At 70.7% G+C, this 20,315-nt stretch carries 17 protein-coding genes; 3 read left to right on the forward strand and 14 right to left on the reverse strand.

Features of this window, described 5'->3' with window-relative positions; genetic code table 11:
- Positions 1-57 precede the first annotated feature (57 nt).
- Positions 58-513: a GNAT family N-acetyltransferase gene (locus tag EJC51_RS21365; protein WP_207924840.1), complete on the forward strand. Its 456-nt coding sequence runs from the start codon at positions 58-60 to the stop codon at positions 511-513.
- Here EJC51_RS21365 and EJC51_RS21370 read toward each other — a convergent pair.
- The 7 genes from EJC51_RS21370 to galT all read right to left on the reverse strand — a co-directional run bounded on the left by EJC51_RS21370 (position 510) and on the right by galT (position 6,924).
- Complete coding sequence (locus tag EJC51_RS21370; protein ID WP_126272561.1) at positions 510-1,376, reverse strand: hypothetical protein; 867 nt, start codon at positions 1,374-1,376, stop codon at positions 510-512. The genes EJC51_RS21365 and EJC51_RS21370 overlap by 4 nt on opposite strands.
- Complete coding sequence (locus EJC51_RS21375; RefSeq protein WP_126272562.1) at positions 1,373-1,996, reverse strand: hypothetical protein; 624 nt, start codon at positions 1,994-1,996, stop codon at positions 1,373-1,375. The genes EJC51_RS21370 and EJC51_RS21375 overlap by 4 nt, the downstream gene beginning before the upstream one ends.
- Entirely contained in the window at positions 1,996-3,288 is a 1,293-nt protein-coding gene (locus EJC51_RS49195) for a putative T7SS-secreted protein (protein ID WP_126272563.1), read from the reverse strand. Before EJC51_RS49195 ends, EJC51_RS21375 begins: the two co-directional genes overlap by 1 nt.
- 2 nt (positions 3,289-3,290) lie before the next feature.
- Positions 3,291-3,587: a hypothetical protein gene (locus tag EJC51_RS21385; protein ID WP_126272564.1), complete on the reverse strand. Its 297-nt coding sequence runs from the start codon at positions 3,585-3,587 to the stop codon at positions 3,291-3,293.
- 156 nt (positions 3,588-3,743) lie between these two features.
- Positions 3,744-4,898 carry a galactokinase gene (gene galK, locus EJC51_RS21390; RefSeq protein WP_126272565.1) on the reverse strand — a complete coding sequence of 385 codons (1,155 nt, stop codon included), beginning with the start codon at positions 4,896-4,898 and terminating at the stop codon, positions 3,744-3,746.
- Entirely contained in the window at positions 4,898-5,866 is a 969-nt protein-coding gene (gene galE, locus EJC51_RS21395; RefSeq protein ID WP_126272566.1) for a UDP-glucose 4-epimerase GalE, read from the reverse strand. The genes galK and galE overlap by 1 nt, the downstream gene beginning before the upstream one ends.
- The gene (galT, locus tag EJC51_RS21400; protein ID WP_126272567.1) at positions 5,863-6,924 is read right to left on the reverse strand and encodes a galactose-1-phosphate uridylyltransferase; all 1,062 of its coding nucleotides are present in this window, start codon (positions 6,922-6,924) and stop codon (positions 5,863-5,865) included. The genes galE and galT overlap by 4 nt, the downstream gene beginning before the upstream one ends.
- Before the next feature lie 164 nt (positions 6,925-7,088).
- Between galT and EJC51_RS21405 the strand changes: the two genes are divergently transcribed.
- The gene (locus EJC51_RS21405) at positions 7,089-8,777 is read left to right on the forward strand and encodes a sodium:solute symporter family protein (RefSeq protein WP_126272568.1); all 1,689 of its coding nucleotides are present in this window, start codon (positions 7,089-7,091) and stop codon (positions 8,775-8,777) included.
- A 21-nt stretch (positions 8,778-8,798) separates the two neighbouring features.
- Positions 8,799-9,155 (forward strand): hypothetical protein, encoded by a 357-nt coding sequence (locus EJC51_RS21410; RefSeq protein WP_126272569.1) that lies wholly within the window; start codon positions 8,799-8,801, stop codon positions 9,153-9,155.
- Positions 9,156-9,185: 30 nt separating this feature from the next.
- Here EJC51_RS21410 and EJC51_RS21415 read toward each other — a convergent pair whose 3' ends face one another.
- From EJC51_RS21415 to EJC51_RS21445, 7 genes are all read right to left on the reverse strand, one after another.
- Complete coding sequence (locus EJC51_RS21415) at positions 9,186-9,893, reverse strand: helix-turn-helix transcriptional regulator (RefSeq protein WP_126272570.1); 708 nt, start codon at positions 9,891-9,893, stop codon at positions 9,186-9,188.
- Positions 9,894-10,116: 223 nt separating this feature from the next.
- The gene (locus tag EJC51_RS21420) at positions 10,117-11,970 is read right to left on the reverse strand and encodes an outer membrane protein assembly factor BamB family protein (RefSeq protein ID WP_126272571.1); all 1,854 of its coding nucleotides are present in this window, start codon (positions 11,968-11,970) and stop codon (positions 10,117-10,119) included.
- Between the two features lie 56 nt (positions 11,971-12,026).
- Positions 12,027-13,817 carry an outer membrane protein assembly factor BamB family protein gene (locus tag EJC51_RS21425; RefSeq protein ID WP_126272572.1) on the reverse strand — a complete coding sequence of 597 codons (1,791 nt, stop codon included), beginning with the start codon at positions 13,815-13,817 and terminating at the stop codon, positions 12,027-12,029.
- A gap of 234 nt (positions 13,818-14,051) precedes the next feature.
- The gene (locus EJC51_RS21430) at positions 14,052-15,854 is read right to left on the reverse strand and encodes an ABC-F family ATP-binding cassette domain-containing protein (RefSeq protein WP_126272573.1); all 1,803 of its coding nucleotides are present in this window, start codon (positions 15,852-15,854) and stop codon (positions 14,052-14,054) included.
- Positions 15,855-15,928: 74 nt separating this feature from the next.
- Entirely contained in the window at positions 15,929-17,023 is a 1,095-nt protein-coding gene (locus EJC51_RS21435) for a peptidoglycan recognition protein family protein (protein WP_244362767.1), read from the reverse strand.
- 165 nt (positions 17,024-17,188) lie between these two features.
- Positions 17,189-19,108 carry a sensor histidine kinase gene (locus tag EJC51_RS21440; RefSeq protein ID WP_244362769.1) on the reverse strand — a complete coding sequence of 640 codons (1,920 nt, stop codon included), beginning with the start codon at positions 19,106-19,108 and terminating at the stop codon, positions 17,189-17,191.
- 208 nt (positions 19,109-19,316) lie between these two features.
- Positions 19,317-20,096 (reverse strand): MHYT domain-containing protein, encoded by a 780-nt coding sequence (locus tag EJC51_RS21445; RefSeq protein ID WP_126272575.1) that lies wholly within the window; start codon positions 20,094-20,096, stop codon positions 19,317-19,319.
- Between the last annotated feature and the right edge of the window lie 219 nt (positions 20,097-20,315).

Genomic DNA, 20,315 nt, shown 5'->3' on the forward strand with positions numbered 1-20,315 from the left:
TACGGCCGGGGGGCAGGAGCGGAAGGTAATTTGCAGAACTGGCTGTCCAGCGCGTTTATGGTGAGCCGCATGTTTCGTATGGAGACAGAAGTCGACAAAGACCGGCGCGATCTGCTGCGCATCCGGCTGCGGGACACCAACACCGCGGCCTCCCCGGTGCTGCGGGCCCTGCGCGGCACCCCGGGCGAACGCGAACTTCCGCTCCATGTCTGGGTGTTGGACGCGGCGGGGGAACTCGCCGGCGGGCTGGTCGGCCACACCTGGACGGCCTGGCTCCATGTGACGTACCTGTGGGTGGACGAGCGCCACCGGGGCGCGAGCCTGGGATCGCGGCTGCTCACTCAGGCGGAGCGGGTCGCACGTGAGGAACGGGGCTGTGCGATGTCCCGGGTGGAGACGTGGGACTTCCAGGCGCCGGAGTTCTACCGGAAGCAGGGGTACGACGTGGTGTGCGTGATCCCCGACTATCCGCCGGGGATCACGGAGTACACGCTGACGAAGAGACTCCGTTAGTCGAGCGGGACCTGCTCCACCACCGTCTCCTTGAAGCGCCAGGAACCCCGGTTGCCCGCGGCCTCCGTGCGCAGGCCCGTCTCCCAGGCGATGCGGGCGGCTCGCCGGTGGGTGAGGGCGGGGTAGTCCTCGGGGTGGAGCTTGATGTAACCGCGGCGGTCGGCGGGGTGGGTGCGCAGGGCCTCGCGGAGCCGCTCCTCCTGTGCCGCCCGGGCCTCGGGGCCGGAGGTGCTCCTGGGCTTCTCCTTGCCGTTCCGGGTGGCTCGCCAGGTCATCCAGCCGATCGCGCCGAGGGCGGCGAGGGCCAGGGCGGCCGCGCCGAGGAGTTCCGCGGTGGGGTCCGCCTGGCCGGGGGTCTCGGGGGCCAGCTTCGCCTCGGGGTCCTCGATGACCGTCAGGGTCTCGCCCACGTCGTAGCGGTCCGAGGTCGTCGTCATCGCGGGGCCCGGCAGCCGGGTGCCGTCCTGGCGGGCGAGCGCGTAGTGGGAGTCGCGGCCCCTGCGGCCCTCGGCCGGGTCGCGCCACTCCTTCACGACCGTGACCGTGACCTTCTCGCCGCGCTGCCGGAGGGCGAGGTCGTCGCGGGCCAGGCCGATGACGTACACGGCCGACGCCGAGGTCAGGACGACGAACAGGGCGGCGTACGCGCTCGACTCCTTCGCACCCAGCCGCCGGATCAGGAGGGCCAGGACGACCGCGTGCGCGATCCACAGGGGGATCTGGAGGGCGGGGCCCACGGCGTCCGCCAGGACGTACATCCCCGCGATCACCGCGAGCGCGTACCCGCCGATCCCCGCCGCCAGTGCCACCGGACGACGGGTGCGCGTCCTCTGCCCGGCCTCCTCCTTGATCTCGCCGCTCATACCCGTTCCTCCGAGATCGACTTCACTATGCCGCTCAGTACGTCGACGTACTGCGCCCAGTGCCGCACGTCCTGCGTCGTGAGCACGAACAGCACCGCGCCTGGGCCCGTCTTCAGCGGCACCCAGACCTCGGCCTGGCGGACCGTCGCCGGGACCGGGTCGGGCAGGCCGAACAGCGCGCCGGGGACGGCCAGGTGCTGTTCGCGGACGCAGAGCGCGCAGATGCCGTAGGGCAGCATGACGAGGCCGACCTCGGCGTCCGGGTGCAGCTCGCGCCACTGGGCGGCCGTGCGGCGGGCGGCGGCCTGGCGGTCCTGGACCTCGGGGCCGGTGGCGGGGCGTTCGACGAGGACGCAGAGGGTGGCCTGGGAGGGTTCGTCGCCTGGCATGCGCAGCAGGCAGCTGGAGACGTGAGCGGCGCCGGCCGCGATCATCGTCGTCAGCACGTGTTCGCCGGAGATGACGAGGCTGAACTTCTGCTCGGGGGTCGCGTCGGTGAAGAGCGTGTCGACCGCGTCCGCCATGCGCAGCATGCGGGACTCCGGGTCCTCGGCGAGGTCGAACTCGACGAAACCCGCGGGGAGTTCGAACCAGAGATCGGCCACGTCCACATCGGTCATCAGTCGGTCAGCTCCCACGCGCCCAGCCCGATCGCGCTGCCCACCGCCACCAGGCCGCCGAACTTCCCGCCGCCCGTGCCCATGGTGATGTTGCCGACGCCGGTGCCCCAGGTGGCGGCGTCGTAGCGGCCGGTGCTGGTGGCGTAGGCGTTGAGGGCGGTGGGGGCCGTCCAGGCGAGGGTGGCGGCGGCCTGGACGCCCTCGGTGGCGGTGAGGGCGGCGCCGCGGGAGACGCCGAGGCGGGTGGCCACGGCCATGACCGGACGGTCGATCATCTTGGCCACCGGGTCGGCGGCCTTCATGGCGTCCTTCGCCGTCACGGCGGCGGTCCTGATGCCGACGCGGGTGCCCGCGACGAAGCCCTCGGCGGCCCGGCCCGCCTTGAACCCGGCCGTCAGGCCCGACTTCGCCGCGCCCACGCCGGGGATCATGCCGAGGGCGTCACCGCCGAGGGTGAGCCAGTTGCCGATGTGGTCGCCGGTGGGCGGGAAGAGGCCGCTCATGCCGTACGACGCGGCGTGTGCGAACAGGGCGAGCGCGCTCAGGCCGATCGCGAGCGGGGCGAGCGCGGGGCAGAAGATCGCGATGGCGCCGACGACGGAGGCGGCGACGGTGATCCAGTCCGCGTGGGCCTTCAGCCAGTCGCCGACGTCCGCGAGCAACTCGCCGACCTGGCCCGGCAGCTCGGCCAGCGCCTTGCCGAGGTCGGCGATGGCGTCGCCGAGGCGGTCCCAGATGCCGGGCTCGTCGGGGGCGATGTCCATGGCGGCCCTGAGGCGCTCGGCGATGTCCTCGCCGTGCGCGTGGTACTGCTCGGACATCCGGTGGGCCTGGCGGCGCAGGTCGTCGAGTTCGGCCTGGCGGGCGTGGACGGCCCGGTCGGCGTCGTGCACGGCGTGGGCGTCGCTGTCCTTGGCGTCCTTGAGCTGCTTCGCCTTGGCGTGCGCGCTGTCCACCTGGCCGGCGGCCTCGGCGGCGCGGGCTTCCAGGCGGCGGGCCGCGGCCTGCTGGTGGGCCATGTGGGAGGCCCAGTCCTCCAGGGCGGTGGCCGCGCCGGCGAAGGAGTCGCGGGCGTCGTCGACGCGGGGGCGGAACTCGTCGTCGAACTTCTCCCGGAAGGCCTCCGCCGCCCGGCCCTTCCAGTCGCCGGCGCCGGTGCCGTGCAGCACCTGGGAGATCTCCGCCAGCGCCGTCGCCGTACGACGGACCGTCTTCGCCACCTCGTCGGCGGCCTCGTGATCACCGGGGCAGGGCACGAAGCCGAGCGCCGGGAAGTCCTCCGCCTTCGCCACCGCTACTTGCCGCCCCGCCGCCGCTGCGCCTCGGCCAGCTCGTGGTCGAGCTTCTCGAAGGACTCCTCGACCTTGAGCAGCGCCTTGGACGCCTTCTCGGAGAACCTGGTCAGCTGCTTGATGCCGTACGACCACTCCTCGCCGAAGTGGTCCATGCGGCGGGCGAGTTCGGGCACGCCCATGGAGTCGCCGGTGACGTCGCGCATCTCGCGGCCCGGCTTCTTCATCAGCTCGGCGATGTGGTCGAGGTTGTGCCTGACGCGGTTCAGTACCGCGTAGTCGACCGACAGGTCGCTCATCGTGCCCCCGTTTGCGTCCGCATCCACTCGAACACAGCGACGCTACTCGGGGCGGCGTCAGGGATTCGCCGGGAATTCGCCAAGATCGCGCCAACGCGGGCAAAGCATGGGCCGGCCCCGCCCCCCGTCAGGTGGGTGCGGGGCCGGCCCGGGATCTCAGACGAGCCGGCGCGCCCCCGGTGACGGCACCGCCTCGAACACGCGCGGTGCGGTGAACCCGGCCGCGGCGAAGGCCTCTTCGACCGCCTTGGTGATGGTGTCGACGTCGGCCACGTCCGCCAGCACGATCGCCGAGCCGCCGAAGCCGCCGCCGGTCATCCGGGAGCCCAGGGCGCCCGCGCTCATCGCCGTGTCGACGACGAGGTCCAGCTCCGGGCAGGAGATGCGGAAGTCGTCGCGCAGCGAGGCGTGACCGGCCACCAGGACCGGGCCGATCGCCCGCGTCTCACCCGACCTGAGCAGGTCGACGACCTTCTCGACCCGCTCGTCCTCGGTGACGACGTGCCGGACCAGACGGACCGCCTCCTCGTCGTCACCGAGCCGGGCGAGGGCCGCGTCGAGGTCGGCGTAGGGGATGTCCCGCAGCGCGTCGACGCCCAGCAGGGCCGCGCCCCGCTCGCAGCCGGCGCGGCGCTTGCCGTACTCGCCCTCGCTGTGGGAGTGCTTGACCCGGGTGTCGACGACCAGCAGGCGCATGCCCTCGGCGGCCAGGTCGAAGGGAATCTGCTTCTGGGACAGGTCCCGGGTGTCGAGGAAGAGCGCGTGGCCCTCCTCGCAGCACGCCGACGCCGTCTGGTCCATGATGCCGGTGGGGGCGCCGACGTAGACGTTCTCGGCGCGCTGGCACAGGCGGGCCAACTGCCAGCGCTGTAGGCCCAGTTCGAACAGGTCGTTCAGGGCGAGGGCGACCACGACCTCCAGCGCGGCCGAGGACGACAGGCCGGCGCCGGACGGGACCGTCGAGGAGAGGTGGATGTCGGCGCCGGTGACGGCGTGGCCCGCCTCGCGCAGCGCCCAGACCACGCCCGCCGGGTACGCCGTCCAGGCGCGGTCGGACTCCGGGGCGAGGTCGTCCAGGCGCAGCTCGGCGACGCCGTCCTCGATGTCCGCCGAGTGCAGCCGCAGCACGCCGTCGGCGCGGCGGGAGACCGCGGCGACAGCGGTGTGCGGCAGCGCGAAGGGCATCACGAAGCCGTCGTTGTAGTCGGTGTGCTCACCGATGAGGTTGACGCGCCCCGGCGCCGACCAGACACCCTCGGGCTCGGTGCCGTAGAGCTCCACGAAACCGGCCCGGACCTGCTGTGCCCGCACTACTGCTCCCTCGAGATGTTCTGCGCGAACTCCCACGCGTCCGCGACGATCCCCGCGAGATCCGCGCGGGACGGGTTCCAGCCCAGCTTCTCGCGGGCGGTGGCGGCCGAGGCCACCAGGGTCGCCGGGTCGCCGCCGCGGCGGGGGGCCACGACCTCGGGGATCGGGTGGCCGGTGACCTGGCGGACGGTCTCGATGACCTGCCGGACGGAGAAGCCCTCGCCGTTGCCGAGGTTGCAGATGAGGTGCTCGCCGGGGGTGGCGGCCTCGACGGCGAGGAGGTGGGCCTCGGCCAGGTCCGCGACGTGGATGTAGTCGCGGACGCAGGTGCCGTCCGGCGTCGGGTAGTCCTCGCCGAAGACCGAGATGGCGTCCCGCTTGCCCTGGGCGACCTGGAGGACCAGCGGGATGAGGTGCGACTCGGGGTCGTGCCGCTCGCCGTAGGCGCCGTACGCGCCCGCGACGTTGAAGTAGCGCAGGGAGACCGCGCCCAGGCCGTGGGCCGCCGCCTCGCCGGTGATCATGTGGTCGACGGCGAGCTTGGAGGCGCCGTAGGGGTTGGTCGGCCGCGTCGGCGCGGTCTCGACGATCGGGACCTGCTCCGGCTCGCCGTAGGTGGCGGCCGTGGAGGAGAAGACGAGCCTGCGCACGCCGGCCTCGCGCATCGCGCCGAGCAGCGCCATGGTGCCGGCGACGTTGTTGTCCCAGTACTTCTCGGGCTTGACGACCGACTCGCCGACCTGGGAGAAGGCGGCGAAGTGCAGCACGCCGTCGAAGGAGGAGTCCAGCCACTTGGCGGCGTCGCGGATGTCGCCCTCGACGAACCTGGCGCCGGCGGGGACGCCCTCGCGGAAGCCGGTGGTGAGGTTGTCGAGGACGACGACCTCGTGGCCCGCCTCCAGCAGATGCTGGGCGACCACGCTGCCGACGTAACCCGCGCCACCCGTCACCAGGTACTTACCGCTCATGAACTCGCTACCTCTCGCAGTCGCTCGGCCGCGGCCTCCGGCCGGATGTCGTTGATGAACACGCTCATGCCGGACTCGGAACCCGCGAGGAACTTGAGCTTGCCGGAGGTGCGGCGGATGGTGAAAAGCTCGAGGTGGAGCGCGAAGTCGTCACGGCTGACACCCTCGAACTCCTCCAGCTGCCCGAACGGCGCCTGGTGCCAGGCGGCGATGTAGGGCGTGGCGGGCTCACCTTCGCCGAAGATCCGGTCGAAGCGCCTCAAGAGTTCCAGATAAACCTTGGGGAATTCTGAGCGCGCGTCCTCCTCCAGGCCCAGCAGGTCCGGCACGCGGCGCTTCGGGTACAGGTGGAGCTCGTAGGGCCAGTGCGCGGCGTACGGCACGAACGCGACCCAGTGTTCACTCTCCAGGACGACCCGCTCACCGGCGAGTTCGCTCTCCAGCACGCTGTCGAAGAGGTTCTCGCCGCCGGTCGCCTCCTTGTGCTGGGCCACCTGGCGCAGCATCAGGGCGGTGCGAGGCGTGGTGAACGGGTACGCGTAGATCTGCCCGTGCGGATGTCCGAGGGTCACACCGATCTCGGCGCCGCGGTTCTCGAAGCAGAACACCTGCTCAACGGAGGGCAGATGCGACAGCTCGGACGTCCGGTCCGTCCACGCCTCCAGGACCAGACGCGCCTGCTCCTCGGTGAGGTCGGCGAAGGACGCGTTGTGGTCGGAGGTGAAGCAGACGACCTCGCAGCGGCCGGAGTCACCGGCCAGGGAGGGGAAGCGGTTCTCGAAGACGACGACGTCGTACGACGAGTCGGGGATCTCGCTCAGCCGGTCGCCCTCGGACGGGCACAGGGGGCATTCGTCGGCCGGCGGGTGGTAGGTGCGGCCCTGTCGGTGCGAGGCGATGGCCACCGAGTCGCCGAGCAGCGGGTCGCGGCGGATCTCCGACGTGGTGACGGTCCGCTCGAGCGGGCGGCGGTCGACCGCGTCCCGCACCGTGTCGTCACGCAGGTCGTAGTAGATGAGCTCGCGACCGTCGGCCAGCCGGGTCGAGGTCTTCTTCACCGCCGGACTCCTTCACTCAAACAGAACTAAACACAAGTAACCATAACTCGACAGAGGAGTCAACATCACAATCAAACAAAGAGCATCAATAAAAGTGTTCAATTACTGAACGCGGAGGCGTAGGTTCCGCTCTGGATCTATTCACGCAACGAAGCGAGTAATCCATGCAGACCCCCACACATGCGACATATCTGGCCGCCGAGCTACGTCTCCCCACGAACTGGCTCGACTACACGATCCTGGCCATCTACTTCGTCGTCGTCCTGGGCATCGGCTTCGCCGCCCGCAGATCGGTGAAGACCAGTCTCGACTTCTTCCTCTCCGGGCGGTCGCTGCCCGCCTGGATCACCGGCCTCGCCTTCATCTCGGCCAACCTGGCCGCCACCGAGATCCTCGGCATGGCCGCCAACAGCGCCCAGTACGGCGCGTACACCGTGCACTGGTACTGGATCGGCGCCATCCCGGCCATGGTCTTCCTGGGCCTGGTGATGATGCCCTTCTACTACGGCAGCAAGGTCCGCTCGGTCCCCGAGATGCTGCTGCTGCGCTTCGACAAATGGGCACACCTGTTGAGTTCGGCCCTGTTCGCCTTCGCCGCCATCCTGATCGCCGGTGTGAACCTGTACGCCCTCGCGATCGTCGTCGAGGCGCTGCTGGGCTGGCCGCAGTGGGTGGCGATCGTGGTCGCCGGCGCGTTCGTGCTGGCGTACATCACCCTCGGCGGTCTGTCGTCCGCCATCTACAACGAGGTGCTCCAGTTCTTCGTGATCCTCGCGGCCCTCATCCCGATCGTGGTGCTGGGCCTGAAGAAGGTCGGCGGCTGGGACGGCCTGACCGACAAGCTGACGGCCGAGCACGGCGCGAACTTCACAACCGCCTGGGGCGGTACCGGCATCGGCTCGGACAACCCGCTCGGCGCGAACTGGCTGACCATCGTGCTCGGCCTGGGCTTCGTGCTGAGTTTCGGCTACTGGACGACGAACTTCGCCGAGGTCCAGCGCGCCCTGTCCGCGAAGAACCTGAGCGCCGCCCAGCGCACCCCGCTGATCGCCGCGTTCCCCAAGATCTTCATCGTCTTCCTGGTGATGATCCCGGGCCTGACCGCCGCCGCCCTGATCCCCGGCTTCGGCACGGAGCAGTCGGGCTACCAGTACAACGACGCCATCCCGTACCTGATGGAACAGCTGCTGCCGAACGGTGTCCTGGGCATCGCGGTGACCGGCCTGCTGGCCGCGTTCATGGCGGGCATGGCGGCCAACGTGTCGTCCTTCAACACGGTGTTCACCAACGACATCTGGGGACGGTACGTCGTCAAGGGCCGCGAGGACGCGTACTACGTGCGCTTCGGCCGGCTGATCACGGTGATCGGCGTGTGCGCGTCGGTGGGCACGGCGTTCCTCGCCTCGTCCTTCTCCAACATCATGAGCTACCTCCAGACGCTGTTCTCCTTCTTCAACGTGCCGATGTTCGTGGTCTTCATCGTCGGCATGTTCTGGAAGCGGGCATCGGTGAAGTCCGGCTTCTGGGGCCTGCTCGCGGGCACGGTCGCGGCGATGGTGAACTACTTCTGGATCTACAAGCAGGGCATCATCGACATCCCCTCCGACCAGGGCGCCAACTTCGTCTCCGCGATCGTCGGCTTCGTCGCGGGCGCGGTCGTGATGGTCGCGGTGTCGCTGTTCACCGCGCCGAAGCCGGCCGAGGAGCTCCAGGGCCTGGTCTACGGCACCCGCTCCCCCGGCATGTCCGAGGCCCCCGCCGAGGGCGACGACGCCTGGTACCGCAGGCCGGCCCTGCTGGGCTGGGGCGCGATCGTGCTGGCCGCCGCCTGCTACATCCCGTTCTCGTTCTAGTCGCGGGAGGATTGAGAGACCATGTCCGACCATCACGGATATTCCGAGCAGGACGTCCAGCGGGAAGTCGCCGAACTCCAGGCGAAGTCCGCCACCGCGGCCCGCATCTTCGACCTGCGCCGCATCATCGGCGGCCTGTTCGTGCTGTACGGCGTCATCGTCACGATCGCCGGCGTCAACCCCTCCGACGCCACCCTCGACAAGGCCGAGGGCGTCAACATCAACCTGTGGACCGGGATCGGGATGCTGCTCCTCGGCATCTTCTTCCTGGTCTGGCTGAAGCTGCGGCCGACGCCGCCGACCACGCCCGAGGTCACTCCGGAGGACGTGGCGGGCGACGGGCCGGGCGCCCACCCGGGTGGCCACCCGGGCGAGTAGCCCCCTCGTCCCGGACGGGGCCGGAGTCCGCTACGACTCCGGCCCCGCCCCCAGGTCAGGAGGAGAGTGCGGCACCGGACCCGCCCGGTCCAGCAGCCCCGTACGCGCCGCCAGCGCCGCCGCCTCCAGCCTCGATCCCACCCCCAGCTTCATCAGCACCCGCTGCACATGGGTGCGGGCCGTGGACGGGGCGATGCCCATGCCCGCCGCGATCAGCCGGGTGTCCTCGCCGTCGGCGACCCGGACCAGCACCTCCACCTCCCGCGGCGTCAGCATCTGCAACAGCCGCTGGCCCTCGTCGTCGGGCTGGGCGGCGGGGTTGAGCAGTTCGCTGAAGGCCCCCTGCAACAGCTGAGGTGCCACCGCCGCCTCACCCGCCCGCGCCTTCATGATCGCCCGCTCGACGCCCTCGATGCGCTCGTCGTGCCGTACATAGCCCGAGGCGCCCGCGGCGAAGGCCGCCGCGATGCCCCGCGGACTCGGTACCGGGCCCAGCACCAGCACCGCCACCTGCGGACGGTCCCGCTTGATCTTCACCACCGGGTCGAAGATGCCCGGCTCGGCCGGGGTCGCCGTGCCCAGCAGGCACACCTCCGGCGCCCGGGTGATCACCAGCTCCGCCGCCCCCGCGGCCGGTGCCGCCGCGGCGAGGACCCGATGCCCCCGCAGTTTCAACGCCGAGGCCAGTGCCTCGGCCAGCAGTCGGTGGTCGTCGACCACCATGAGCCGCACTCCCATCGAGCAACCCCCCAGTCCCCCCTCCGCACGGACAGGAGCCCCCGCCCGGCTCCCCCGCTCTTCATGCCCCCGGAAGCTACACGCTTGTTCGACGTTGCGCTCCCCCTACCGGTGAGAAGTGCCCCGGATCGACGGAATTTCCGTCATTCGAGACTGATGGGTGGTACGCGCACTGCCCCGTCCCTGAGCAGGGACGGGGCAGTGCGTGGAGGCGATGGTGCGATCACTTCGCGCCGAAGGCGATCGCCAGGTACTCCTTCTCACCCGTACTGCTGCCGAAATCGCTCGCGTAGACCTCCGACATGAACAGCCGGCCGTCGTGGTAGATGTACTCGGCCGAGTCGGGGAGCATGCTCGTCTCCACGTCGCGCACCGGCTTGGTCGCCGGGTTCTCCAGGAGCTTGGTCTCCTTGAAGGTGCCGCCGTCGATGCTGACGATCTGTCCGCCCTTGTTGTACGGCGGGCTCTTGTACGCGATCAGATTGCCGCCGTCCATGCGCAGCGGGCTGATCGTGTAACCGTCGCCCGCGTCGGCGCGCTGACCGGTCTGCTTCCCCGTGGCCAGGTCGAAGGCGACGATCTCGTTGGTCCGGCTGTAGCCGCTGCCGGCGCCCTGGTGCGCCTCCGTCGGCACGTACACCCTGTCGTTGCCGACGGCGATCTGGAAGCAGTACTCGGTCCGGTAGATGCCGTCGCACCTGGCCGCGTACTCGTCGCCCGGCAGCGAGATGCGGGTACGCAGCTTGCCGGTCTTGTTGTCGATGGAGAAGACGTCGGAGATGCCGCTGGCGCCGGTGTCCTCGCCGACCTCGGCGGCGACCACGAGCGGCTCGGTGGAGACGATGCTCGCGTACTCGATGCCCTGCGACATCTTGTACTCCGAGATCACCTTCCCGGACGCCGGGTCGATGGTCTGGATGTGCAGCTGGCGTGCGTCGAAGCCACCGCACTTGCGGACCGCGACCAGCTTCGCGCCGCCGCCGTAGCCCGCGTCGTAGCAGGAGTCGGTCGGCTTCGGGGACCACAGGGACTTGCCGGTGGTGATGTCCCAGGCGGCGCCGCCGTTGGTGGAGCCGGTGGCGACGGTGTTCGCGCTGACGGTGACGTTGTCCCAGGTGATCAGCCGGTCACCGGCCTTGGCGGTCTTCGTCCACAGCTGCTTGCCCGCGTCGAGGTCGATCGCCGAGACCTGGCTGCACCCGGCCGACGGCCTCTCCTTGGTCGGCATCGCGGGCTCGTAGGCGATGGCCGTCAGATGCTTGTCGGTCATCGGGCGGCTGGCCGCGCACACCGGGCCGGGCAGCTTGATCGTCCACTTCTCGGTGCCCTTGTCGGGGTCGTAGCCGACGACCTCGGCGATGCCGCTCTTGGCGTACACGGTGTCGGTCAGCCAGGAACCGTTGACCGTGATGGTGGTGTCGGCCTTGACCTCGGGCTGCGGGACCTGGAAGAGGACGGAGGCGGCGGTGTTCGCCGGGACCTTCTCCTCGCCCTTGCTGCTGGTGCCGCCCTTCTCGTCGCCGCCACCGCCACCGCCGGTGCCGCCGCTGCTGTTCGCGGTGTCCTTCTTGCCGTCGTCGCCGGAGGAGTTGGCGTACCACAGACCGCCGCCGACGATCAGGGCGATCGCCACGACCGCCGCGACGATGATCGCCAGCTGCGAGTTGATCCGCCGCCCGCCGGCCGGCTGCCCGGCCTGCGGCTGGAGCGGCATGGTCGGCTGCTGGTAGCCGTAACCGGGCTGCTGGCCATAGGGGTTCGGCTGCGGCTGGCCGTAACCACCGGGCTGCGGCTGACCGTACGGGTTCGGCGCCGGGGTGGGCGGCTGACCGTACGGGTTCGGCGCCGGGGCCGGCTGCTGGCCGTACGGCTGTTGCGGCTGCGGCGGCTGGCCCGGGTAGCCGTAGCCCTGACCGGGCGGGGTCTGCGGCGGGCCCTGCGGGGGCGGGGGCGTCTGAGGTGCCTGCGGAGCCTGCGGGTATCCGTATCCGGGCTGCTGCTGCGGCGGCTGGTCCTGGGGCGGGCCGAAGCCTCCCCCGGGCGGGGGCTGGTTCGGCGGGGGCGGCGGCTGGGTCATGGCGGGTTACCTCGGAGGAGCGGGGACGGAAGCGGACGATCGAGCGGCGGGGAGGGCTACTTGCCGTAGGCGAGCATCAACTTCTCCTGCGTGTCGTCGTCGCCGCTCAGCCGGGTGGTGGAGAGGTAGAAGCGTCCGCCGACCCAGTCGATGGCCTTGGAGTAGAAGCCGTCCTCGACCTTGGCGGCGGACGCCGGGTTCTGGAGCAGCTTCGCCGGCTTGTGGTCGGAGCCGGTCGTCGCGATGGAGACGACCTGGCCGCCCGCGTCGTACGACGGCTCGACATACGCGATGAGCTTGCCGTTCTCGATCTTCAGCGGCAGCATCGTCTCGTCCGCGGGGGACTTCACGCGCCACTTCTCCTTGCCGTTGGCCAGGTTGACCGCGACGATCTCGTTCGCGCCGCTGGTCGCCTCGGTCGGCAGGTAGAGGGTGTTCGCGTCGGCGACCGTGCCGGTGCAGCCGGTCAGGTCGCGCGCGAAGATCGCCCAGTCGCAGGCGGGCTTGAAGTCCTCGTCGAAGGCGACCTGGGAGCGGAACTTGCCGCCCGAGGTGAACGTGGAGATGTTCCAGGCGTTCTTGTCCTCGTTGGTGCTGTAGATGACGAGCGGGTCGACGGAGTAGGCGCGCGCGACCCGCCAGCCCTTGTCGAACTTCTGGGTCCACCTGGCCTTGCCGGTGGTCGGGTCCAGTTCCTGCACCTCGTCGTGCTCGTTCTTCCCGGAGGCGTCGCAGGAGGAGACGGCGATCAGCCTGGGGCCGCCGGCGAAGGCGCTGGGGAAGCAGGCGTCGCCGTACTTCTCCTTGTCGAACAGCTTCTTGCCGTTGGTGACGTCGTAGGCGGTGCCGGACATCGAGCGGCCCACCATGAGGGTCTTGCCGGTGATGGTCAGCTCGATCTGGAGCGTGGAGTCGAACAGGTCGCCGTCGGCGACCTCCCCGGTCCAGCCCTTGGCGCCGGTGTCGAGGTCGACCTCCTGGAGCTTGTTGCACTCCGCGCGGTCGCTGCTGCCGCTCATGTAGGCGACGACGATCTTGTTCGCGGCGGTCTTCTGCGGGGTGACCGCGCAGATCTTCTGGTCGAAGGTGATCGGGTCCCAGGCGGGGTTGCCGTCGCCGACCTGGTAGCCGAAGAGCTGCTTGTACGCCGCCTTCACCGCGGTCTTGTCGGTGATCCACATGCCGGGGGCGTCGGCGCCGGAACCGGGCGCGTCCGGCCCGGTCTTGTACCAGAGCACCTTCGACTCGCCCGCCTGGCGGCCCGCGTTGAGGTCCTCCTGCTCCTCGCCGCCGCCACCGTCGCCGTCACCGGGGTTGACCGGGTCGTCGGAGGCGGACGGCTTGGCGCTGTCGCTCTCCTCGGCGACCGGCTTCTTCGGGTCGTCGCCCCCGCTGCCGACCGCCCACACCGCGCCGCCGACGACGAGCAGGCCCGCCACGGCGGCGGCCACGACGAGGGCCGGCTTCCCCTTGAAGGGGTTGCGGGAACCGGAGTTGCCGGGCGGGGTGCCGGGGCCGCCGGGGTACTGCGGCTGGGGCGGGTAGCCGTGACCGGGCTGGGCGTAGGGGCCGGGCTGCTGGGGCTGACCGTAGGGACCGGGCTGGGCGTACGGGCCCGGCTGCTGGGGCTGACCATAGGGACCGGGCTGGCCGTACGGACCCGGCTGCTGCTGCGGCTGGCCGTAGGGACCGGGCTGGTCGACCTTCTGCGGGTAGCCGTAACCGGGCTGCGGCGGACCCTGCGGTGGAGGCGGCGTCTGCGGCGGGCCCGCGGGCGGCGGCGGTGCGCCGAAACCGCCCTGCGGCGGCGGGTCCTGCGGTGCTCCAAAACCGGGCGGCTGGGTCATCAGCGCGTTCCCCCTCGTTCACTGATTTTTAGCCACGCCCTGAGGTACGTAACGGCTCAGAGTCGTACTCAGAAAGTTCTCAGACGGCTCTTTCTATCACTCGGGACTGACAGAAACCCGGGCCGATCACCCCCTGTACCGAAGGGAGGACCGGCCCGTGATGCCACTGTTATGCGCCTTCACGCCCTCTTCACGCGGCGCGCGCGCCGCCCGCAGGCGCCGCCCCCGGGCGGCTCACGCGTCCTCGGCGAGTTCCAGCCAGCGCATCTCCAGCTCCTCGCGCTCGCCGGCCAAGTCGCGCAGCTGGGCGTCGAGTTCCGCCACCTTCGCGAAGTCCGTGGCGTGGTCGGCGATCTGGGCGTGCAGCTTGGTCTCCTTCTCGGAGAGCTTGTCGAGCTGCCGCTCGATCTTCTGGAGTTCCTTCTTGGCGGCGCGCTGGTCGGCCGCGCTCTTTTCGGGGACGGCCTTCTGCACGACGGGCGTGGCGGCGGCCGCGGCCTCCTCCATCTTGTGGCGGCGCTCGATGTACTCGTCGATCCCGCGCGGCAGCATCCGCAGGGTGGCGTCGCCGAGGAGGGCGAAGACGCGGTCGGTCGTGCGCTCGACGAAGAAGCGGTCGTGGGAGATGACGATCATCGAGCCGGGCCAGCCGTCGAGGAGGTCCTCCAGCTGGGTCAGGGTCTCGATGTCGAGGTCGTTGGTGGGCTCGTCGAGGAAGAGGACGTTGGGCTCGTCCATCAGCAGACGCAGGAGCTGGAGCCGTCGGCGCTCACCGCCGGACAGGTCCCCGACCGGCGTCCACTGCTTCTCCTTGGAGAAGCCGAACGTCTCGCACAGCTGCCCGGCGGTCATCTCGCGGCCCTTGCCGAGGTCGACGCGGTCGCGGACCTGCTGGACGGCCTCCAGGACCCGCAGGTTCGGGTCGAGCTCGGCGACCTCCTGGGAGAGGTAGGCCAGCTTGACCGTCTTGCCGACGACGACCCGCCCGCCGGCCGGCTGCGCCTCGCCCTCGGTGCGGGCGGCCTGGGCCATGGCCCGCAGCAGCGAGGTCTTGCCGGCGCCGTTGACGCCGACGAGGCCGATGCGGTCGCCGGGGCCGAGCTGCCAGGTGACGTGCTTGAGGAGGACCTTGGGGCCGGCCTGGACGGTGACGTCCTCCAGGTCGAAGACCGTCTTGCCGAGCCGCGAGGAGGCGAACTTCATCAGCTCGCTCTTGTCGCGCGGCGGCGGCACGTCCTTGATCAGCTCGTTGGCGGCCTCGACCCGGAAGCGCGGCTTCGACGTACGGGCGGGGGCGCCGCGGCGCAGCCAGGCCAGCTCCTTGCGGACCAGGTTCTGCCGCTTGGTCTCCTCGGTGGCGGCGATGCGCTCGCGCTCGGCGCGGGCGAAGACGTAGTCGGAGTAGCCGCCCTCGTACTCGTAGACGTCACCGCGCTGCACGTCCCACATGCGGGTGCAGACCTGGTCGAGGAACCAGCGGTCGTGGGTGACGCAGACGAGCGCGGAGCGGCGCTCGCGCAGGTGCTGGGCGAGCCAGGAGATGCCCTCGACGTCGAGGTGGTTGGTGGGCTCGTCGAGGACGATCAGGTCCTGTTCCTCGATGAGCAGCTTGGCCAGCGCGATGCGGCGCCGCTCGCCGCCGGAGAGCGGGCCGATGACGGTGTCGAGGCCCTGCGGGAAGCCGGGCAGGTCGAGCCCGCCGAAGAGCCCGGTGAGCACGTCCCGGATCTTGGCGTTGCCGGCCCACTCGTGGTCGGCCATGTCCCGGATGACCTCGTGGCGGACGGTCGCCGTGGAGTCCAGGGAGTCGTGCTGGGTGAGGACGCCGAGGCGCAGTCCGCCGGAGTGCGTGACCCGGCCGGTGTCGGACTCCTCCAGCTTGGCCAGCATCCGGATCAGGGTCGTCTTCCCGTCGCCGTTGCGGCCCACGACACCGATCCGATCGCCCTCGGAGACGCCGAGCGAGACGCCGTCCAGCAGGGCACGGGTGCCGTACACCTTGCTGACGTTCTCGACATTGACCAGGTTGACGGCCATTTCTCTCCTGACGAGGGGGATCGATCAGCCTCCCAGCCTAATGCGCGCCGCCGACCGACCGATCCCCGCGCAGGTCAGCGCTCTGCGGCCGCCCTGACCTCGTCGAGAAGGTCGTACATCGTCTGTCCCGGGCACTCGGTCTGGAGCCAGTCGCGGTGTCCGCCGACGGTGGTCACGTCCTTGGTCACGCCGTTGACCGGGTTGGTGTAGGTGATCCTCGCCTGCGGGTCGAGGCCCTTGAAGCGGGCGACGACCTTGACCAGGCGGGTCAGCGAGGCCTTCGCCGCGTCCGTGGGGCCCTGGTCGGTGAGGGTGCCCAGCAGCGCGATGCCGAGGTTGCCGGAGTTGTAGCCGGCGGTGTGGAAGGCGGTGACGACGTTGCCGTCCGGGTCGAAGGCGGGCACGCCGTCGTCGCCGGAGTAGCGGCCCTCGTAGACGACCCCGGCCTCGTCGATGAGGAAGTGGTAGCCGATGTCGCCCCAGTCGAGGGTGACCGCGTGATACTCGTAGATCGCCCGGACGGTAGCGGCCGGGTCGGCGTCGCCGTTCGGGGTGTCCGTGTGGTGGACGGTGATCGCCTGCAACGGGTAGTACTTCTCCGGCGAGTTGACGACGCCGTCCTTGTACCGCTTCGACTCGTCCGCGCCCCACGCCGGCCGTGACAGATAGCGCACGCCGCGCACCCGGGTGGGCTCCGCGGGCACCCGCACGGTGCGCTGCGGGCCGTCGGTGGTGTCGATCGCGAGCGAGCGCACGTCGGTCGTGCCGTCCGCCGCCTTCACCTCGTACGACGTGACGTCGCCGGCCGCGACCAGTGCCGTGCCGCCGTCGTCGACGGTCGCGCAGCCGCCGCTCAGGGTCTTCCAGGCGCCGTCCGCGAGGCGCAGAGAGGCCCCCTCGCGGTCGCCGGCCCAGCGGACGCCGACGTAGGAGGCGGCGAAGGCGATGGTGGCCGGGCCGGCGCCGGTGGTGGCGTCCGAGCGGGTCGTCGGGAACTTCTCGGGTGTCGTACCGGCCTCGGCCGTACCGGAGTCGGCGTCGGAGCCGGCCGCGAAGACCACCGGGGTCAGGGCGGCCCCGGCGGCGACGGCTCCGGCGGCGCCGATCACGCCGCGCCGGGAGAGGGACCGCTTGCGGCGGTGGGAGGGGGTGGGGGGTTGTTCGGACACGGACGTGCCTTGCCTTCCAAGGGGGGTCACTCGACAGCGCGCCGGGCGGCGTCCGGCTGGCCGGACGCCGGTGGCGTTCGAAGTGTCAAGTGACCCTAGAGGCCGTTGGTTTCCCTCGCGTACCGCTTTCGCGGTACGCGGTGTGGAGATAGCGCGAAGACGTGGTCACGCCCCGGCGCCACCGAAGCCCGGCCGCTGCTGCTGGATCAGTGCCGCCGCCGGTGCCAGTCCCCGTCCGCCGCCGGCGCGTTCGCCGACCGGCATGTCGTCCCGCGTGAGCGCCTCGGGGATGAGGATCGCGGCCGTGACCCCGCCGCCCGGCGAGGAGCGCAACTCCACCCGCAGCCCCTGCCGCTCGCGCAGCCGGTTGACCACGAACAGGCCGATCTGCTTGGCGTCGAGGAGGTCGACCTTCTCGGACTGGATCTTGCGGTTGGCCTCGGCGAGGGCCTCCTCGTTCATGCCGAAGCCGCTGTCCTCGACCTCGATGAGCACACCGTCGCGCATCCGGGCCGCGCGCAGCTGCACCTTGGCGCTGGGCGGGGAGAACGCGGCGGCGTTCTCGACGAGTTCGGCGAGGAGGTGGATGACGTCGGCGACGGAGCCGCCGAGCACGGACACCTTCGGCACGGCCCAGATCTGCACCCGCGGCGCGTTCTCGATCTCGGCGACGGCGGCGCGCAGCACGTCCGCCAGCGGGATCGGGTCCCGCCAGCCGCGGCCGGGGGCGATGCCGGACAGGATGAGCAGGGACTCGGAGTGGCGGCGCATGCGGGTCGCCAGGTAGTCGACGCGGTGCAGGTCCTGGAGTTCCTGCGGGTCCTGCCGGCGGCGCTGCATGCCGTCCAGCAGGTCGAGTTGGCGGTGGAGGAGGACCTGGCTGCGGCGGGCGAGGCTGACGTAGACGCCGGAGATGCCGCTGAGGAGTTCGGCGCGCTCGGAGGCCGCCTTGAGCGCGGCCCGCTGCACGGCGGTCAACGCGGTTCCCACCTGGGCGAGTTCGTCACCGACGAGGCGCCGCAGGGGGGCCTCGGCGTCGATGTCGACGCCTTGTCCGGCGTGCAGCTTCCGCATGGCCTGCGGCAGTCGGCGGCCGGCCACCTCCAGGGCGTCGTTGCGCAGGTCGAGCAGCTCGACGATGAGCCCGCGCCCGACGAGCACGGACACCAGCAGCGACAGCAGCACACCGACGAGACCCAGCACCACGGCGACCCCGGAGGCGCCGAGGGTGTCCCAGCCGAACGGGTCGGCCTTCGCGGTGGCGCCCGTACCGGCGCCGGTCTCGGCGGCCGTCAGGTCCTTGAGCGTCGCGGCGACGTCCGTGTCCCAGCCGCGCAGCAGCCCCGACGCCACCGCCGAGGTCCCCGGTCCGGCGCTCTGCACCCGGTTCTCGACGGCCTGGAGCCCGGCGTACGCGTCGCCGTCCAGGATCTCCTCGTAGGCCGCCCGGTGCTCGGCCTTGAGGTCGGCGACCGCGGGCTCGAGCAGCCGGCTGCGGGTGGCGACCGCGCCGACGAACTGCGCGTACTGCTGCCCGGTCAGCGTCCCGGCCGCCCGCGCCGCCCCGAGCAGCGCCTGCTCCTGGGCCAACGTCTCGCGCGCGCGGGCGAGTTCGAGCACCACGCGCGCGTCGGACGCGGCATCGGTGCTCTGGTCGCCGGTGAGGCCGCCCGCGACCGAGAAGGCGTCCTCGACGATCGCGGAGTACCCGGCGTACGCCACCGTGGACTTGGCGCCCTTGGCGGTCGCCTCGGTGCGCAGCTCCGCGAGCCCGCCGGCCGCCCGCTTCAGCTTGTCGATGCGCCGGGGAAGGCCCGCGTCGAGCAGCGCGGCGTCCGAACTGGAGGCGTTGATGCCGTCCCGCAGCGCGGAGGCGGCCCGGTCGGTGGCCTTGCGGACATCGGCGGGCACGGCCCGACGCCCCATGACGGCGGTCCGCTCGGCCTGCAACGCGGTGACGAACTCACCGACAGGCGTGAGCAGTTCGGCGTTGACGTCCTTGGCCCGCTCGGTGTCCCCGATGCTGGACGCGGTCGTCACGGCGGCGAATCCCCACAGCGCCATGAGGGACACGATGGGCAGCATGAGCAGGGAGACGATCTTGGCTCGGACGGATCTGGGCCGGAGCCGGCCGGTAGTACTGCGAAGAACGCGCATAAGGGTGGACCTCATTCGGGACGGTTTTCCGGGTACGGCCGGACAGCGCCCCGTCAGGGGCGCGGGGAACCGCGCGACCAGCCACAACGAACCCGCGGACGCCACACCCCATGGCGCAGCGGATCAGTTGGCGGCCTTACGCGGTAGCCAGCTCGACCTCACGAAGAATCTCCGCGGCAACAGCCGACTCGTGCCGCTTCCCGGTCGGCGACAACGCGACGTACGCAGCGGCGAGGAACAGGAACGACCCCAGCACCACGGCCAACGGAAAGATGAACTCGGTCGGCGTGGCACCGGCCAACCCCGCACTGCTGGGCGACAGTTGAATGCTCACGGCGTACATCGCGGTGTAGTGCATGCTGCTCACGGCAAGCCCCATGACCAGCGCGGCAAGAGCGGCCAGCACACCGCCGCGCACAATCAGCGTGAGCGTCAGCGCGGCGGTCGCCGCGACGACCGCGATCGCGACGGACGCGATGACGAGCGCGGGGTCGTAGTCGACCTGGCCGTGCAGGTTGAGCGCGGCCATGCCGGTGTAGTGCATCGCGGCCACCCCGACTCCCGTGCCGAGACCGCCGAACGCCACCGACGTGACCCGGGACTTGCCGTACCCGGCGGTGAAGACGCCGGCCGCGACCACGCCGATGGACATCAGCAGGCTGAGGACGGTGAGCGGGATGTCGTAGCGAATCGGCGTGCCCTCGACGCTGAAGCCGAGCATGGCGACGAAGTGCATGGTCCAGATGCCCGAGCCGATGGCGACGGAGGCGAGGGTCAGCCAGTTCCGTTTCGAGGCACCGTCCGCTTCGAGCGCTCTGACGGTGCAGCGCAGCCCGAGCGCCGAGCCGACGCACGCCATGACATAGGAAAGGACGGGGGTGATCCAGCCGGCACTGAAGTGATCCATGTGGCCCATGGGGGGACTTCCTCTCGCCATGAAATACCACCGGTAATGGGGACCGGGGATGGCTGATCATGCCAGCCGTTCCGATGACACAGAGGGGGCGAAAAAGGGCCAGGAACCGCATTGGTGAACATTAAAGTACTGTGGCGTGGGTTACACCTGACCTGCATATTCATGCAGTCAACCCGCACTTGGTGAGGGTCTTGTGGATCTTCGGGGACAGTCAGGAGA

The organism is Streptomyces aquilus, from assembly GCF_003955715.1.
GTDB lineage: Bacteria > Actinomycetota > Actinomycetes > Streptomycetales > Streptomycetaceae > Streptomyces > Streptomyces aquilus.